The 17,471-nt window shown below is 64.7% G+C and carries 11 protein-coding genes; 2 read left to right on the top strand and 9 right to left on the bottom strand.

All coding sequences use genetic code 11. The features are described from left to right. Nucleotides 1-10: 10 nt before the first annotated feature. The 6 genes from WG208_RS00910 to dnaE form a co-directional block, all read right to left on the bottom strand. Nucleotides 11-583, bottom strand: coding sequence for a type II secretion system protein (locus WG208_RS00910; protein WP_337169429.1), 573 nt, complete (start codon nt 581-583; stop codon nt 11-13). 12 nt (nt 584-595) lie between these two features. Then, nucleotides 596-2,461, bottom strand: a complete 1,866-nt coding sequence (locus WG208_RS00915; protein ID WP_337169430.1) for a hypothetical protein — start codon at nt 2,459-2,461, stop codon at nt 596-598. Between the two features lie 287 nt (nt 2,462-2,748). Beyond that, nucleotides 2,749-4,284 carry a methionine--tRNA ligase gene (locus WG208_RS00920; protein ID WP_337169431.1) on the bottom strand — a complete coding sequence of 512 codons (1,536 nt, stop codon included), beginning with the start codon at nt 4,282-4,284 and terminating at the stop codon, nt 2,749-2,751. A gap of 9 nt (nt 4,285-4,293) precedes the next feature. Beyond that, nucleotides 4,294-5,586: a regulatory iron-sulfur-containing complex subunit RicT gene (gene ricT / locus WG208_RS00925; protein WP_337169432.1), complete on the bottom strand. Its 1,293-nt coding sequence runs from the start codon at nt 5,584-5,586 to the stop codon at nt 4,294-4,296. A 32-nt stretch (nt 5,587-5,618) separates the two neighbouring features. Further along, nucleotides 5,619-6,587, bottom strand: a complete 969-nt coding sequence (locus WG208_RS00930) for an acetyl-CoA carboxylase carboxyltransferase subunit alpha (RefSeq protein WP_337169433.1) — start codon at nt 6,585-6,587, stop codon at nt 5,619-5,621. A 39-nt stretch (nt 6,588-6,626) separates the two neighbouring features. After that, nucleotides 6,627-10,124, bottom strand: coding sequence for a DNA polymerase III subunit alpha (gene dnaE, locus WG208_RS00935; protein WP_337169434.1), 3,498 nt, complete (start codon nt 10,122-10,124; stop codon nt 6,627-6,629). A 9-nt stretch (nt 10,125-10,133) separates the two neighbouring features. Here dnaE and WG208_RS00940 point away from each other — a divergent pair, with 9 nt between their 5' ends. Then, on the top strand, nt 10,134-11,246 hold the full coding sequence (locus WG208_RS00940; RefSeq protein WP_337169435.1) for an aminopeptidase: 1,113 nt from the start codon (nt 10,134-10,136) through the stop codon (nt 11,244-11,246). Between the two features lie 181 nt (nt 11,247-11,427). Here WG208_RS00940 and WG208_RS00945 read toward each other — a convergent pair whose 3' ends face one another. Further along, complete coding sequence (locus tag WG208_RS00945; RefSeq protein ID WP_337169436.1) at nt 11,428-14,238, bottom strand: insulinase family protein; 2,811 nt, start codon at nt 14,236-14,238, stop codon at nt 11,428-11,430. 236 nt (nt 14,239-14,474) lie between these two features. Beyond that, nucleotides 14,475-14,822, bottom strand: a complete 348-nt coding sequence (locus tag WG208_RS00950; protein WP_337169437.1) for a hypothetical protein — start codon at nt 14,820-14,822, stop codon at nt 14,475-14,477. Between the two features lie 17 nt (nt 14,823-14,839). Here WG208_RS00950 and WG208_RS00955 point away from each other — a divergent pair, with 17 nt between their 5' ends. Then, on the top strand, nt 14,840-15,142 hold the full coding sequence (locus WG208_RS00955; RefSeq protein ID WP_337169438.1) for a type II toxin-antitoxin system RelE/ParE family toxin: 303 nt from the start codon (nt 14,840-14,842) through the stop codon (nt 15,140-15,142). A gap of 123 nt (nt 15,143-15,265) precedes the next feature. On the opposite strand, the gene WG208_RS00960 is transcribed toward WG208_RS00955, so the two are convergent. Next, nucleotides 15,266-17,308, bottom strand: a complete 2,043-nt coding sequence (locus WG208_RS00960; protein ID WP_337169439.1) for an ATP-dependent helicase — start codon at nt 17,306-17,308, stop codon at nt 15,266-15,268. Nucleotides 17,309-17,471: the final 163 nt, after the last annotated feature.

The following is a 17,471-nucleotide window of genomic DNA, read 5'->3' on the forward strand; positions in this document are numbered from 1 at the left end:
GAAGAGCGGATCACTTCCAACCTCCTTCCGGGCTCCAGGTCCAGAATCGTGTATTGCCGGACGGCGCCACCGAGATGGCCACGACGGCCAGTGGCTCGGCATCGGCGGTGAGGTAAACGACACCGGACGTGCCCATGGGTTTGACCAGACCGCGGGAGTCGAACTCCACGCGGGCGCTTTCGAAGGTGATGGATCCGCTGCCCACATCGTCGGGCAGCTTGGGAGCGGCACCTTGCCCGAAGGAAATGCCTTTGGGCAGTTCCCGCTCGCCGAATCCGCGCAGCGCCTGCCACTCGGCCGCGGACTGAGTGATCGTGCCATTGCCATCGTGATCGAGATAGCCGCCATACCGGTGCAGATCCGCATCGAATGCGACGCGCGCGAGCTGTCGGGTGGACAGCGCGCGCGTGCGCGTCACATCGATGTCCTGCGCCATCTGCATGCCGGCGAGCTGCAGCTCGGTGCTGCGCGCGATGCGGAAGCGGGGCGCCATGATGGCCATGATCACGCCGACGATGGTGACGACGGCGAGCAATTCGAGCATGGTGAAGCCCGCGCGGCGGCGGGCTGTCTCACGAGGCATGAGGGATAGGCCTCAGTAGAGGGGACGGAAGGCAGTCTGCAGCACCGTCCCCACCGAAGGCGTGCCGGGCGGCAGACGTTCGGGGAAGCGGAAGTTCACGTCGAAGCTCCACTGACGCGCCGGAGGATCGTAGTAGGCCCGGTTGCTCCAGGCGTAGCGATTGGCCACGCGGCTCTGGAAGAGCGAGACCAGCGATCCCGTGTACCGGAAGACACGGTCGCTGCCCCAGTTCTCGAGAAAGCGCGGGAAGTTCTCGAGTCCTCCACCGTACTGCGGTGAGCTGCAGCCGGCACGGGCATAGTCGCAGGTGGTCGCCGAGTGTCCGGCAAGAATGGCGGCGTTCACTTCCGTAGCCCGGGCCTTTCGTTTGGTGAACGTCGTCTGCAGGATGTCACACCATCCATCGGGGTGCTTGGCTGTCGTGCACCGATAGTCCCCGTACGCGGACGTGGTGTCCATGTTCGGATTTCCGATGGGCGGATTGGACAGGAAGGTGACCGCGTCGCCCATGATGGCGGCGGGCCGCCACACATCACCCACCTGGGAGTTCCTGTTGTAGTCACCCAGCACATAGACGGGGCGATTCGTCGCGATGGTCAGACCGCCGGTGTCCGCGAGTGTTCTCGACTTGGGCAGTCGGATACCGTTGCGCAGCCGGATGGCGACGTAGTCATAGTTCGCATGGCCGGCGCCGCCCTGGATCTCGAAATACATGATCCCCGGGGACCGGGACGTCGGTGCGGAATCGCTCCAGACGCGCAGCATGCCGATGTCCACATCGATCAGATCCGCACCGATGCGCTCGCGGCCTTCCTCGAATGCGTTGGGCTTGGCCTTGAAGATCTTCTTGCACATCGTCGAGTCGGGCAACGCCAGTCCACCGGTGCGTTCCTGCAGCATGAACTTGCAGATATTGCCCGATGCCATGCCGGTGGCATTGACGGTGATGTACCAGTCGGCCTTCCACGCCATCTTGACGGCCTGCACCATCGGGTCGTCTCCGCCGGCCTTCGGCTCCACCAGCGCGATCGGTGGCACATTCGCCGGCAACGGCAGCTTGAGCGGACGCACGCCGTGGGCATTCGTCATCAGACGGCCGTTGAACTTCTGCTCGCTGCGTGTCTTGAACGCGGGACCGGAGAGGCTGCGCGAATCGAAGTCCAGCTTGACCGCCGTGCCCGCGTTGTTGTTGATGTAGACGCCGCTCAGACGATCGTTCTTGTCCTTGCGCTGCCAGAATGCGCTGTCGGGCGTGGTCAGATTGCTCTGGAAGGTGACGTTGTTCGACGAGAGGTACAGATTGCCGTTCGTATGCACCCATCCGGCGAAGGTCATCACCTGACCCGGCAGAATCTCCAGGTCCTCCTCGTAGAACACACCGAACTGGAAGAGCGGGATGGTCTGGGCGTTCACCGAGAGCACGGCCATGGCGCGGCTGCCCGCCGAATCGCGCGCGGTCACCTGGATGTCGATGGGCTGGTTCAGCGAATAGAGGCCGGAAAATGGCCCGGATGTGATCGTCCGGGTGACCGGTGTGCCCGTCGTGCGCGTGGTCTGCGTGATGGCATAGCCGGGAATCTCCGGCGTCTGGATCGACGCGATGTCGGCGCCGTTGATGATGCCGTCCTGCATGGCGGCGTCGAGCTGCGACATGATGTCGTCGGCACCGCCCTCGGAGGCATAACTCACGCGCGCGCCACGGTAGTCCGCATCCGATGTCCGGGAGATCGTCGTCACGGCCGAAAGACCGGCGAGAATGATCACCGAAAACATCACGAGGATGAGCAGGACCGCCTCGAGCGCGAACCCCCGACGATCACGAATGACCGGACGTGTCGGGAGCGGCGTGGCGGGTGATGGGGTGGACCGATACGACATGACAGCGTTCTCCAAAGGTGGCGGCTGATGGCTGCACACCACGAGAACGAATATGGCCGACGGCTGCAACACCGATGCTGGCCCTGCATTCCACGACGAAACAGTGGGGTGTCACAATGAAATGGAGTGGTGTCACAAAAGGAGGGCGCTGCGCGCTTTTGTATCAAGAGGGAGCAGGAGGGAGCTGGTCAGGATGGAGATCGATAGGACAACCGTTGTCCTGCAAATCTCTTCCCTGACCAGCTCCTCCCTGCTCCCTCCTGATACAAAAGCGCGTAGCGCAATCCTTATACCGCTGCGGGCCTCGGGAACAACCCTTCTCCCTTGCTCACCCGCCAGCCGCCCACGTCGAGGCTCTCCAGTGCGGCGAATGTCTGCGCTCCGATCTCGCCGGGGGCGCCGAGCTGACGCCAGAGCTGCGCGGTCTTCTCCGGCATGAAGGGCGCGAGCAGCAGGGTCTGTCGGGCAATGCGCCGGATCAGCGATGCGAGGATCACTTCGAGTTCCGCCCGACGTGCGGTATCCTTGGCCACCGTCCACGGTGCCGTGGCGGCGGCGTATTCGTTTGCCCGTGCGGTGAGACGCGCCGCGGCGGCCAGCCCTTCGTGCAACTGCCACCCCTGCTCACCGTGCATGGCGCGGTGATAGGTGGCGATTTCCTCCGCGTCCGCCCGCTCGGCGTCGGGCGTCGCTGCCACGGGCACCACGCCATCGCAGTACTTCTCCACCATGGCCATCGCCCGACTGGCGAGATTGCCGAAGGCGTTGGCGAGATCCGACGTATACCGCTCCTCGAAACGCTCCCACGAAAAGTTGCCGTCGCCGTCGAACGGCACTTCACGCAGCAGCACATACCGGAAGGCATCCGCCCCGAAGCGGTCCACGGCTTCACCGAGATCGAGCTTCACACCGGCGCTCTTGGAGAAGCGCTCACCGCCCAGCTGAACGAACCCGTGGGCCCACACCTGCTTCGGCAGCGGCAATCCCGCCGCGTGCAGCATGGCGGGCCAGATCACGACGTGGAACCGCGTGATGTCCTTGCCGATGATATGGAGATCCGCCGGCCAGCGGGTCTCGTACCCGGCATCGGGGAATCCGGTGGCCGTCAGATAGTTGGGCAGTGCATCGAACCACACGTACGTGCCCTGTGTCTCTCCTGTGGAGAGCGGCAGGGGGAATGGCACCGCCCAGTCGAGCCGGGCGCGTGAGGCCGAGATATCCTCGAGACCCTGCGCGAGCAGGCCGAGAATCTCGTTGCGTCGACTGGATGGTTCGATGAACGATGGGTTCGAGGCCAGCAGGTCCTGCAGGAACGCCTGGTACTTCGACAACCGGAAGAACCAGTTGCGTTCCTCCACTTCCTCGAGTGTACGCGTGGGGTGCAACACGCATTTCCCGTCGACGATATCGGCGTCCTGCTTGAACGACTCGCAGCCCACGCAGTACATGCCCGTGTAGGACCGCTCGTAGAAATCGTCCGGATTCCGTTCCGCGATGCGACGGATCAGCGTCTGCACACCGACCTTGTGATGGGGTTCGGTCGTGCGGATGAACTGATCGTACGAAATGCCGAGCCGGGCCCACATGGCCTGAAAGCGCGCCGCGATCGTGTCGGTGAATGCCTGCGGTGCCACGCCCTCCTTCGCGGCCGTCTGCTGCACCTTCTGCCCGTGCTCGTCCATGCCGATCAGCAGATGGACATCGTCGCCGCAGAAACGGCGATAGCGGGCAATCACATCGGCGCCGATCTTTTCGAGCGCATGGCCAAGGTGCGGATCACCGTTGGCGTAGTCGATGGCGGTGGTCAGGTAGAAGCGAGACATCTTTGAAAGTTAATCGGCCTCGCCGTCTTCGCCCTCGTCGGCCTGCTCCGGATCATCCGTCGACTCGCCGGTCTCGGCACGCCGCCGCTCTTCCGCCGCGCGCAGGCGGCGGCCGCCGCGCCGTCCGCGCCGTCGCTTGCGCCGGGGCGCGTCGGCAGCGGCCTCCGCTGGAGCGTCCGCGTCCGCGGGCGCGTCGCTTTCGTCGCCCGTGTCTGGCTTCACCTCACGCTCCGCCCCCGCCTCGGTCTCCGCCTCGGTCTCCACCTCGGGAGACGCCGTCACGACCGCACCGTTCTCTGCCGGCCTGGCCGGCCGGTGCAGATGTTCCGCCGACACTTCATCCGCAAAATCTGACGAGGCGAGAAGGACGGTCTCAAACTCCTGTGTGTCGAGCATGGACATCGTGCCCGCGTCGAGCGCCCCGGCCAATGGCGACGCATGCTCCATGGTGGTGGAGAGTGTCGACGCGTCGAACCCGTCCACTTCCGCGCGCAGTTCGGCCAGCGTGATGACCCGGCTGTCACCTTCGGACGTACGCAGCGTCACCCGTTCGTGGAAGATGTCACAGGTGATCACCTTCTCCTCGCCACGGGAGGTGTTGAGGATCTTCCCTTCCTTGGGGAATTTGCGACGGCTCAGCACGTAGAACTCGTGCTCGTAGCGCAGGCAGCACATGAGACGGCCACAGGCGCCCGAGATCTGCTGCGGATTGAGCGACAGCCGTTGATCCTTGGCCACTCCGAGATTGACCGGACGGAGATCGGGCAGCCAGGACGACGAACAATACTCGCGGCCGCAGCGGCCCACGCCGGAGAGCCGCTTGGCTTCGTCGCGCACGCCGATCTGCTTGAGTTCGATGCGTGTCTTGAAGAGGGCGGCGAGATCGCGCACGAGGGCGCGGAAATCCACGCGCCGTTCGGCCGTGAAATAGATCGTGAGCTTGCGACGATCCCACTGCCATTCGGCGTCGGTGAGTTTCATCACGAGCCCGTTGGCTTTCACGCGTTCCATGGCCGCGCGCCGCGCCTGTTCGTTCTGGGCGGTCAACTCGCGATCGATCTGCTCGTCGTCGCGTGTGGCCAGACGCAACGCGCGTCGGGCCGGCGGCGCCGTGCCGCAGCCATGCGCGCAGCCGCGACAGCGGATGTCGGCCAGTTCGCCGGTCGAATGCACGCGTCCGAGATCTTCCCCACGGTCGGCATCGACAATGACCGCCGCCTTGAGTGGCGGCGGCGTCTCGCCGTCCCAGGAGAAGAACTCCTTGCGATTGCCGCGGAATGCGACTTCGATGAGGTGCGCCACGGCTCTGTCCTACCGCGCGCGATGCGCCAGGTTCACTCGGTGAACTGCCCCATGCGGAGGAATTTCTCGCGGCGTCGGCGCACGAGTTTGTCCGGCTTGAGACGACGCAGTTCTTCGAGATTGCGCGTGAGGGTCTCACGCAGCGCCCGGGCGGTGGCGGCATGATCCGCGTGGGCACCGCCCACCGGTTCGGGGATCACCTCGTCGATGACCCGCAACTCCACGAGATCGGCGGCCGTGACGCGCAGCGCAGACGCCGCCTTCTCACGCATCTCCTGGCTCTTGCCGTCCTTCCAGAGAATGGCCGCACACCCTTCCACCGAGATGGTGGAGTACACCGAATTCTCGAACATGAGTACCCGATCGGCCACGCCCAGCGCGAGTGCGCCGCCGGATCCCCCCTCGCCGATGATGGTGGCGATGATGGGCACCTGGAGCTGGCTCATCTCGAGCAGATTGCGCGCGATGGCTTCGCTCTGTCCGCGTTCTTCCGCGCCCAGTCCGGGCCACGCGCCCGGTGTGTCGATGAATGTGAGCACCGGCACCTGGAACTTCTCGGCCAGCTTCATGAGCCGGAGCGCCTTGCGATACCCCTCGGGGTGCGGCATCCCGAAGTTGCGCTTGAGATTTTCCTTGGTGTCGCGACCGCGCTCGTGCCCGATCAGCATCACCGTTTCTCCCTCGAGGCGCGCCCAGCCGGCCATGATGGCCGCGTCCTCGCGGAACAGGCGGTCGCCGTGCAACTCGATGAAATCGGTGAAGGCGTACCGGATGTAGTCGGACGTGAACGGACGACGCGCCATGCGCGCCACCTGCACCCGCTGCAAGGGCGTCAGATTCTGATAGATCTGAACCCGCAGGTCGCCCAGTTTTCTCTGGAGCGGAGCCAGTTCCTCGGCCACGTCGAGTGAGCGGTCGGAGGCGAGTCGCTTCAGTTCCTCGATCTGTTTTTCGAGTTCCGCAATGGGACGCTCGAACTCGAGAACCGGGGCAGCAGCCATAAGAGTCCTGAAAGAGTGACGCGGCTTGAAAACGGCTCGTCAGCCACCGGTGCGCACGAGGCGCACCCGGTCGGCGCCAAGCAGCGCGCGAAGATCCGAGAGAATTGCCGGGGATGCCGTCACGGTGAGTGACTTGGACCGGAAGCGCACGGGCTTCCCGTTGCCATCACGCCACCGCACTTCGAGCGGAGCCGACCCTTCGTGGGCTTCCACCCGGGCGCGGACATCCTCCATCACCGCCGGTGGCAGATCGAGACTGGAACCCAGATCGATCGCCACCGCCAGATCACCGCTGGCCCGCAGCTCCGCAAAGCGCGTGACCTCGTTCACGATGAACGTGGCGTTTTCGACGTCCTGATCCTTCCGGGAGTAGCCGCCCTTGAGGAGCAGCGGCACGTCGAGGCGAACACGTTCGGCGATCACCCCCCACGCTTCCGGAAAGACCAGTACTTCGGAAGATCCGGAAAAATCCTCGACTGTCAACCGGGCGAACTCGGCTCCGTTGCGTTTGGAGATCTGCCGCTTGATCGATGTCACCACCACGCCGATCGTGACTGGTTCCGCCGTCCAGGTGCCGAGCTGCGATACGGTGTGGCTGGCGAAGAGTTCGCACTCTGTTCGGTGTGGCTCGAGCGGATGGCCGGAGATGTAGAAGCCGAGCAGCTCCTTCTCGCGCTGCAGCCGCTCGCTTTCCGTCCAGGCCGGGATGTTCGGCAGCGCTGCCGGCTGACGGCCGTTGCCCGACGGTGTGTCGGACGTGTCGCCGAGCAAATCCCCGAACAGCGATCCCTGGCCGCGTTCCGCCTCCTCCTGCTGCAGGGCGGCCTCGCTGATGGCGTGATCGAGCGCCGCGAGCAGCTGCGCGCGATGCCCCCCGAGGGAGTCGCACGCGCCGGCCGCCACGAGGGCCTCGAACACCCGTTTGTTGCAGAGGCGCAGATCGACACGGCCGCACAGATCGTGCAGCGATGCGAATGGCCCTTCGACGCGCGCGGCCAGCAGGGAATCGATGGCGCCCTTGCCGACGTTGCGGATGGCACCGAGCCCGAAGCGGATGCGCTTGTCGCCCACCACGGTGAAGCGCCACCCCGATTCGTTCACGTCGGGCGCGAGCACCTCGATACCCATTTCGCGCGCTTCGGCGATGTACTTGATGACTTCTTCCGTCTTCCCGATGTTCGACGACAGCAGTGCGGCCATGAACTCGGCCGGGTAGTGCGTCTTGAGGAAGGCGGTGTGATAGGCGACGACGGAGTAGGCGACGGAGTGTGACTTGTTGAACCCGTAACGCCCGAACGTTTCGATCTGCCCCGCGAGTTCCTCGATGATTTTCGGATCGTACCCGCGCGCGATCGATTTCTCGGTGAACTTGCCGAGTTCCTTCTTGATGAGCTCCGCGTCCTTCTTGCCCACGGCCTTGCGCAGCACGTCGGCTTCGGCGAGCGAAATGCCGGCGAGCACCTGTGCGATACGCATCACCTGTTCCTGGTAGGTGATGACGCCGTAGGTGTTGGACAGGATGGGCTCGAGTTCCGGCAACGCGTACGCCGTGGGCTCGTCGCCACGCTTGCGCCGGATGTACACGTTGTGCATGCCGGCATCGAGCGGACCGGGGCGCAGCAACGCATTCGACGCCACGAGGTCGTCGAAACGGTCGCAGCGCATGCGCTTGAGCACGTCCGTGGCCAGCGGCGATTCGAACTGGAACACGCCGCCCGTGCGTCCCGCACGCAGTACCTGGTAGGTCTCCGCGTCGGTGAAGCCGCGCTCCTCGAGCTGCACGTCCCGGCCGGTACGCTCCTTGATGTTCCGGAGCGTATCGGTGATGACGGTGAGTGTGGTCAGCCCGAGGAAGTCCATCTTGAGCATGCCGGCCTTCTCGAGCGCCGTCATGTCGTACTGCGTCACGATGACGCGTTCGTCACCGTCGCCGCCGGCACCCTTGGACGCCTGGGTGCAGATGGGGACGAATTCATCGAGCGGGCCGGGCGCGATCACCACGCCGGCCGCGTGCACGCCGGTGTGCCGCGAGAGGCCCTCGAGCTTGACCGCGAAGTCGAGCAGTTGCCGGTACCGCTCGTCGTTCTGGTAGAACGACTTCACTTCGGGCACCTGCTCGATGGCTTCCTTCACCGTCAACGAGAAGTTCGGCGCATTCGGAATGAGCTTGGCCAGCGCGTCGGTTTCCGCCGGAGAGAAGCCCAGCGTGCGCCCCACGTCCTTGATGGCGGCGCGCGACTTCATGGTCCCGAACGTGACGATCTGACCGACGCTGTCCTTGCCGTACTTCTGCCGCACGTACTCGATCACTTCCCCGCGGCGCTCGAAGCAGAAGTCCACGTCCACGTCGGGCATGGACACGCGTTCGGGATTGAGGAAGCGCTCGAAGAGCAGATCGAATTCCAGCGGACACACGTCGGTGATGCCGAGCGAATACGCCACCAGCGAACCGGCGGCCGATCCACGCCCGGGCCCCACGGGAATTCCCCGATCACGCGCCGCCTTGATGAAGTCGGCGACGATCAGGAAGTAGCCGGCGTATCCGGTGCGCGTGATGACGTCGAGTTCGTACTCGAGGCGCTGCCGGACTTCCTCGTTGAAGGGATCGCCGTATCGCCGTTTCGCTCCCTCGGTGGAGAGCTGTACCAGCAGGTCGTTCTCGGTGGCGACCCCCTCGGGCAGCGGGAACGAGGGCACGTAGTACTTCTTCGCGAACTGCACGTCCACCGTGTCGGCGATGGCCAGGGTGTTCGTGAGCACATCCTCGCGGCCCGGGAAGAACGAGCGGATCTCATCGGGACTCTTGAAGTACAATCCGTCGTCGTACTTCATGCGATCGCGGTCGTTGCGATCCTTGCCGAGCCCGATGCAGAGCAGCACGTCGTGCGCGTCGTGATCCTCGTGCTTCAGGAAATGGGCGTCGTTGGTGGCGACGACCGGCAGGTTCAGCTCATCGGCGAGCGACAGGATCTTCGCATTGAGGATGGGCTGTCCTTCGCTGGTGTGGGCCTGGACTTCGAGGTGGTAGCGCCCCTTGAACAGCTCGGCGTACCACGCGGCGGCCTCACGCGCCTCGTCGAGCCGGTCCTCCATCAGGTGCGTGGCCACTTCGCCGGCCAGACAGGCGGAGGAGACGATCACCCCTTCCGAATACTGGGCCAGCAGCTCGCGATCGATGCGGGGCTTGGTGTAGAAGCCCTCGGTGTACCCGAGCGAGGTGAGCTTGACCAGATTGCGGTAGCCCACGATGTCGCGGGCCAGCAGCACGAGGTGGTAGTACGGCTTCACTCCCGGCGCGGGGCGTCCACGCTGGCGGCGGTCCCCCGGCGCCACGTAGGCTTCCATGCCGAGGATCGGCTTGATGCCGGCCTTTTTCGCCTTCTCCTGGAACTCCCAGGCGGCGTGCATGTTACCGTGATCGGTGATGGCGAGCGCAGGCATCTCATAGTGCTGCGCGCGCTTGATCAGATCGTCGATACGATTCGCGCCGTCGAGGAGCGAATACTCGGAGTGGCAGTGCAGATGAACGAACGACATGGATCAGGAATGATATCGCAGCACGGGGAGGTGCGGCAGGACTTGTCAGGAGCGGATCACATCGTCCGGCGCGCGTGGGGACGCTGGGCACGGCGCGCGGCCGGCGGGTTGGCGGCGGCGCTGGTCGTGCTGCTCACGCTCACGCCGATGGGATGTTACATCTCGCGCGCCGCCTACGAGGAGGCGCGCATCCTCGCCCGGCGTCAACCGATCCAGCGGCTGGTGGTCCGCGACAATACGGACCCTGCCTTGCGTGCCAAACTGGCATTGGTGCTCGCCGCCAGGCAGTTCGCCGTGGATTCGCTCGGGCTCGAGGCGGGCAAGAGTTTCACGACGTACTCCCCGCTCGATCGCGACACGCTGGTGCTGGTGGTTTCGGCGGCGTATCGCGACCGGCTCAAACTCAAGACCTGGTCGTTTCCGGTGGTCGGGAGCTTCCCATACAAGGGGTTCTTCGATTTCGACGAGGCCAAACGCACCGCGGCCCAACTGCGTGCCGAGGGGTTCGATGTCAGCCTCGGCGCCTCGAGCGCGTTCAGCACGCTCGGCTGGTTCAACGATCCGCTGGTGAGCACCACTGTGCGCCAGGATTCGGTGACCCTCGTGAACACGGTGCTGCACGAACTGCTGCACAATACGTACTTCGCCAAGGGCAAGGTCTCGTTCAACGAGTCGTTCGCGTCATTCGTGGGAGGACGTGGCGCCGAACACTTCTTCCGCATGCTCGGCGACAGCGTGCTGATCCGCCGCGCGCAGGACGACTGGCAGGACGATCTGGTGCTGGGCGCCTTCTGGGGACGCACCGCGCGCGAGATCGACAGTGTGTTCTCCGCGCTGCCTGACTCGGCGACCGCTGCGCGTATCACGGCGCGTGATTCCGTCTACGCGCGGGCACAGCGACGCCTGGTCGATTCGGTCGGCCCGCTCCTGCGCGGCTACCCACCGGGCTGGTCAGGCCGGGTGGTGCTCGACAACGCCGTCCTGCTGGCCCGCCGGGTGTACGCGGATGGTTTGGACCGATTCGACTCGGTCTATGTCGCGTCGGGGTCCGATCTGCGGCAGGCGATCTCGCGGATCATCGCGGCGCATCGGGATTCGACGGCGAGATCAGATAACAGATGACTGCGTTGCCGCGGATTGCGCGGATGGGGCGGAAACAGCACGGATAACTACGGGAACAACATTCTTTGTTGACCCGTTGTTCATTTTGTTCAATTTGTTGCTTGACCGTTGTTCATCCGTGCTGTTTCCGCCCCATCCGCGTGATCCGCGGCAACGCCGTTCTCTGACTATCTGAAAGCTCTCACCGGGAGCTTTCCGGAAGCAGCACAAACCGCGCCCGGTTGGTCTCGACGAGATATCGCTGCGCCGCCGCGGCCAGCTTGTCGACCGTCAGCCCCGCGATCCGCGTTTCGTCTTCGATCGGACCATCGAGCGGGTCGCCGTTTTCGACGCGACCGCGGATCAGGTTCACCCAGTACCCGTTCTGTTTCTTCGCCACTTCGAGTTCGCGGCGCTGCTGTTCACGCACGCGCTCCACCTCGGCCGCCGAGGGCGGGACGCGGCGCAGCGAATCGAGTTCCTGCTCGACAGCCTTGAACATCGGATCGGCGTTGTCGGGCGCGGAACCATAGCTGATGGCGATCTGCCATTCCTGCCGGAGACGACGGGAAAATGCCGTGCTCACGGAGACGGAATAGGTGCCGCCCAATGCCTCGCGCAACCGGTCCAGCAGACGCATCTCCAGTACTTCACCCACCGACGACAGCAGATAGGCCTCTTCCCGTGACCAGGGAGCCGTGCCGGCTAGCAACACCGCCGTCTGGCTCTGCGGAGCGATCCCCTTGTGCACGGCCTTGTCGATCTGTCCGGTGAATTGTTTCGGCCCCACGTCGCGCGGCGTTTCATGACGACCGCTGGCCGGCAAGGATCCCAGCCATTGTTCGACGAGGGGTTTCAGGATGGCCGGGTCTACGTTGCCGACGAAGAGGAATGTGAAATCGCTCGCGTCCCCGAAGCGATCGCGGTAGATGGCGAGCATTTCCCCGAGATCGAGTTCGCCCAGCATGTCCGGTGTGAGCGGACGCACCCGCGGATGACCACCGGCGAGCGTCACCTGCACCGTGTCGGAGAACACCGCGCCGGGGTTGGCGTCCTTGTTGCGCAGCGCGGTTTCCAGTGGCGGCAGCAGCGCCTGGAACGCCGCGGTGTCGGCACGGGGCGATGTCATGCGCAACCACGTCAATTGCAGCAGCGTTTCCAGATCCTGCGGAGAGGCGCGTCCCGACAGATTCTCGCTGAGATCGCCGATGCTCGTGTTCACGCTGGCCGCTTTGCCGGTGAGCTTCTTGACGAGATCGGGAAGCGCGAACGCCCCCACGCCACCACGTTCGATCACGGTGGGGGTGAGCGATGTCTTGAAGACATCACGATCGCTCACGAGACTGGCGCCACCGGGACTCCATGCGCTCATGACGATCTGATCCGCGTTGAAGTCGGTGGGCTTCACGAGCACGCGGACACCGTTGGCAAGTGTCCAGTCGGTGACCCCGAGGGTGGCGATGTGTTTTTCGCTGGTCACGCGTCCCGGGGTCGGCAGCGTGGGCACGAGCGCCGCGTCGGAAACCGTTTCCACCCAGGGCGCGATCTCGGCCGCGACGAGGGTACCGAAGACGCGACGCACCTCGGCTTCCGTGGGAACGACGAGACCGTCCTTGTCGGGCACCGTCACCGTGACCACACGATTGGCGGCGCCGCCACGCGACTGCGCGAGGGCGTTCACTTCGGCGAGCGTGACGCCGGGAAGCAGCTTCTGCACCACGGCATACTCGAACGCGATGCCGGGAATCCCGTCACCCGTGAGATAGTGGTTCACGTATTCGTCCACGAACGCCCCCGAGGGGGTCTTGTCACGCTCCGCATGGGCGCGCTCGTAGCCGCGCAACATGTTGGTGCGGGCCCGATCGAGTTCGGCGGCGAGGAATCCATGACGCTGCACCCGTTCGGCTTCGGTGAGAACGGCCTGCAGCGATTCGACGACCTTGCCTTCCCGCGCATTGGCGTCGAGCGAGTAGTAGGCGCTGCCACGCACGAACGTGCCGCTGCTTGCGCCCGCGTTCACGAACGGCGCATCGGCCCTGAGCGCGAGTTCCGTGAAGCGCTGGTTGATCATGCGGTCGTAGAGATCGTCCAGCAGATCGTTGCGCAGATCGCCGACGGTGCGCGTGGGGGTTCCCGGCCGTTTCCACAGCACGCCCACATTCGAGGATGTCAGTTCCTTGTCGGTGGCTATCGTGACGAGCGTGGAATCGTGGCTGGGCACCGTGGCGAGCAGTCGTGCGCGCAGCGCAGTGCGTTTGGGGATCGGCGCGAACGTGGTGCGGATGAGCCGTTCGAGACGGGCAGGATCGGCATCCCCCACGGCGATCACGGCCATGAGATCGGGTCGATACCAGTCGCGCCAGAACCGTTTGAGCGGTCCGGGATTGGCGTGCTCGATGATGTCCGGCTTGCCGATGGGCAGACGTTCCGCGTACCGCGAGCCGCGGAAGATCACGGGGAACTGTTTGTCGCGCAGCCTCTCACCGACCCCAAGTCCATCCCGCCATTCGGCGAGCACCACGCCACGTTCGGCCACGACGTCGAGAGAGTCGAATCTGATGCCGCTGGCGACATCGCCGAGGAAGCGGAAACTGCGTTCGAGGATCCCGGCGCTGTCGGTGGGCACGGGCAGGATGTAGACGGTTTCGTCGAAACCGGTGTAGGCATTGAGGTCGGCGCCGAACCGTACGCCGATGGACTCGAGGTACTTCACGATGTCGTTCTTCGCGAAGTTGGTCGTGCCGTTGAACGCCATGTGTTCGACGAAGTGCGCCAGGCCGCGCTGGTCCTCGTCTTCCAGAATGGAACCGGCGTTCACGACGAGCCGGAGTTCGGCACGCTGCTCGGGCTTGCTGTTACGGCGCACGTAGTAGCGGATGCCATTGGGCAGTGTGCCCACGCGGACAGCGGGGTCCACCGGCAGCACCGCATTCAGCGCGAAGGAGTCGCGGGAAACAGTCCGGCGCGCCGGGGAGGCCGTCTGTGCCTCGGCGGTCGCGACCGAGGCAAGCATGACAGCCGCAAGGCATACGGTCCGCAGCATGGAACTGGGCATTGCGTGGGGCGAAGGGGGACCCGGATGGGTAACCTTGCAAGATGTGTCTGCCGGCCGGGCAATGGCAGGGGACACCGGTCTTTGCATGGGGCGGCAGGCCGTGAACGGCGCCCTGCGGGCGCGATACCAGCAGGATGAACAACAGGATACCTGCAGGATGAGTTCGGAGGCGTTCTCGGGGTCTTGACCGATGATCAATTGAGGTACAAAATACAGTACATAATTCTGTACACGACAAGATCGAGGGCTGCCTGATGCTCGCCAAGGACATCGTACCGCTGACCGAACTCCGTTCCCGTCTGAGCGAGAATTTTCAGCGGATTCAGGAGACGGGTCGGCCACTGTTCGTGACCACGAATGGCCGCACGGCGGCGGTGGTGCTGAGCCCGGAAACCTACGATGCGATGCGGACGCTCATCGATGAGATCGGCCAGAGGGAACTGGCCGAGAATCTCGCACTGATTCGAAAGGGCAGGCGGGACTTCGAAACCGGGCGTGTTCGCGATGCCCGTGAAGGCATCCGGCAGTTGGCTGAACGGCACGGGATCGATCTTTCGAGATGACCTACCGCGTCCTCTATGCTGAACAGTTTCACGAGAAACTGAATGACCAACTGACGTATTTCGCGGACCAGGGTGTACCCGAATCTCGCGTATCCAATTGGCTCCGCGGGTTGCTGTTCCAGATGGACAGCTTCGAACGGAATCCGGAACGTTATGCGGTCGCCGAGGTGGAAAGTGACATTGAGGGGATCGAACTGCGGAGGTTGGTCTACGGAGACTATCTGATCCTCTACCACGTCGAAGAGAATCTGAGGGAAGTACAGATCTACGGTTTCCGGCACGCTGCCCGGCTTCCCTGATGCCACACCAGAAATGATCCTGCTGTTATCCGCTGTTCATCCTGCCGGTATCGCCGCCGCAGGCGGCCCCTCATGGCGTGTGAGTGACCCAGTGCCGGCGGGTCGCCGCACAAGCCGCCCGCCCTACCCCCCAAACTTCCCGCGCAGCAGCGCGCGCAGATCCACCACCGGCTCCATGCGGGCGAGTTCGTGCGCACCGGGCAGCAGCAGACCGGGCACCTCACCCACCGTGACGCGCTGCATGGTCTCGCGCACACCCGGATCGAGAAAACGGGACAGCTGCGAATACGAAAAATCGGCGCCGGTCCGCGTCGCGTAGCTGTGCAGCGGATACGTCACGTACAGCTCGTTCCGCGCACGCGTCATCGCCACATACAGCAAACGACGCTCCTCGTCCACCTGCGCATCGTCCACGGCGGCGCGGGCCATCGGGAACACGCCATCGGACGCGTGGATGACGAACACGACGTCCCACTCCTTGCCCTTGGCCGAATGCACCGTGGACAGAATCAGCGCGTCGTCTTCATCGGTGCTGCCCACCGCCAGATCTTGCGTGTTCGACGGCGGCTCGAGGGCGAGTGTGGCGAGAAACTCGGTGCGATCGACATACCCGGCGGCGATGATCTCCAATTGATCGAGATCGGCGAGACGCGGGGGCGCGTCGTCGTACGTCGCTTCGAGCAACGGGTCGTACAACTGCCGCACGAGACGGATCGTTTCCGATGGATTGTGCGGCCGGTCGCCGCGTTCCACGCGCGTCATGCCGTCGAGCAGCGCCCCCAGCGCGTGCAGACCGGGACGGGCCCGGGCGGGGGCTTTTGCGGCGCCGATGACCATGGGGGCCCAGGCATGTTGCGCCAACAGGTCGATGACGTTGCGCGCGGTGGCGTCACCCACCCCGGGAAGCAGACGCAGCAGCCGGTACCAGCTCACTTCATCGCGTGGATTCTCGAGCAACCGCACGAAGGCGAGGATGTCCTTGATATGGGCGGCTTCGAGGAACTTGAGGCCGCCCCATTTCTCGTACGGAATGCGTCGGTTCGCGAGTTCGATCTCGAGATCGGCCGAGAGGTAGCCGGCACGGAACAGTACCGCGATTTCGCGCAGCGGTGTGCCCTGCTCGTGCAACTCCAGCAGACGATCCACGACGAATGCGGTCTGCGCGTTCTCGTCCCGCACGGTCACGAGCCACGGATGTTCGCCGTCCACCCGCGTGGTGAAAAGCTGTTTCGAATACCGTTCCATGCTGCGCGAGATGAGCACGTTGGTGGTATCGAGAATGTGCGGCGTGGAGCGGTAGTTCTGCTCCAGGGTCACGATGCGCGTGCCCGGAAACTCGTGCGGAAAGTCGAGGATGTTGCGGATGGTCGCGCCGCGAAAGGCATAGATGCTCTGGGCATCGTCCCCGACCACGGTGATGTGCCCGCTGGTGCAGAGGCCGCGCAGGATACGCGACTGCAGCGGGTTCGTATCCTGATATTCGTCCACCAGCACATGGTCGTACAGCGCCCGCATCTGCTCCGCGATGGGCGGGGCCTGTTCCAGCAGCAGGGCCCACGACAGCAGCAGGTCGTCGTAGTCGAGGAGATTGCGTTCGCTCTTGCGCCGCGTGTAGTCGGCAAAACAACGCTCGATGTCGCCGGTCCAGGCCTGGAAATGCGGCCACTGCTCGGCCAGCAGATCGGCCACCGGGCGATCGGTGTTGACGTGGCGCGAATAGACGGTGAACAGCGTTTCGGCGCGGGGAAACCGCGGGGCGGAGCGGGGCGCGTTCTTGAGGTCGCCGTAGCCGAGGGCGGAGCGGGCGAGTCCCATGAGATCGGCGGCGTCGCTCTGGTCGAGGATCGTGAAGTCGGCGGGGAGACCGGCGGCGGGGCCGAAACGACGGAGCAGCCGGTGGGCCACGCCATGGAACGTCCCGCCCTGCACCTGATGCGAGGCGGAGCCGACGAGCTGCTCGCAGCGGGAGAGCATCTCCTGCGCCGACCGCCGGGTGAAGGTCAGGAGCAGGATGCGATGGGCGGGGATGCCGCGTTTGATCAGGGCGGCGACCCGATAGATGAGCGTGCGGGTCTTCCCGGACCCGGCCCCGGCGACGATGAGCAGGGGGGAATCGCCGTGGGCGGCGGCGTCGGCCTGGGCGGGGTTGAGGGGGGCGGTGGGCATTGGGGTGGAAATTAGACAACGGGGACTGCGGGGGCTGGAACTACGGGAGCTGGAACTACGGGAGCTGGAACCACGGGTGCTGGAACTACGGTGCCTGTCCTGTGACGCTGTTGCGGGTGAGGCGTCCCTCCCTCTGTACCGGTGGACCGGAGGAGGGGCGGGG

Source organism: Gemmatimonas aurantiaca (genome assembly GCF_037190085.1).
Classification (GTDB): domain Bacteria; phylum Gemmatimonadota; class Gemmatimonadetes; order Gemmatimonadales; family Gemmatimonadaceae; genus Gemmatimonas; species Gemmatimonas aurantiaca_A.

What these genes read in the sequence shown, in the direction of transcription:
- WG208_RS00910 (WP_337169429.1), bottom strand. Translation starts at nt 583, where the DNA reads ATGCCTCGTGAGACAGCCCGCCGCCGCGCGGGCTTCACCATGCTCGAA.
- WG208_RS00915 (WP_337169430.1), bottom strand. Translation starts at nt 2,461, where the DNA reads ATGTCGTATCGGTCCACCCCATCACCCGCCACGCCGCTCCCGACACGT.
- WG208_RS00920 (WP_337169431.1), bottom strand. Translation starts at nt 4,284, where the DNA reads ATGTCTCGCTTCTACCTGACCACCGCCATCGACTACGCCAACGGTGAT.
- WG208_RS00930 (WP_337169433.1), bottom strand. Translation starts at nt 6,587, where the DNA reads ATGGCTGCTGCCCCGGTTCTCGAGTTCGAGCGTCCCATTGCGGAACTC.
- dnaE (WP_337169434.1), bottom strand. Translation starts at nt 10,124, where the DNA reads ATGTCGTTCGTTCATCTGCACTGCCACTCCGAGTATTCGCTCCTCGAC.
- WG208_RS00940 (WP_337169435.1), top strand. Translation starts at nt 10,134, where the DNA reads ATGATATCGCAGCACGGGGAGGTGCGGCAGGACTTGTCAGGAGCGGAT.
- WG208_RS00945 (WP_337169436.1), bottom strand. Translation starts at nt 14,238, where the DNA reads ATGCTTGCCTCGGTCGCGACCGCCGAGGCACAGACGGCCTCCCCGGCG.
- WG208_RS00955 (WP_337169438.1), top strand. Translation starts at nt 14,840, where the DNA reads ATGACCTACCGCGTCCTCTATGCTGAACAGTTTCACGAGAAACTGAAT.
- WG208_RS00960 (WP_337169439.1), bottom strand. Translation starts at nt 17,308, where the DNA reads ATGCCCACCGCCCCCCTCAACCCCGCCCAGGCCGACGCCGCCGCCCAC.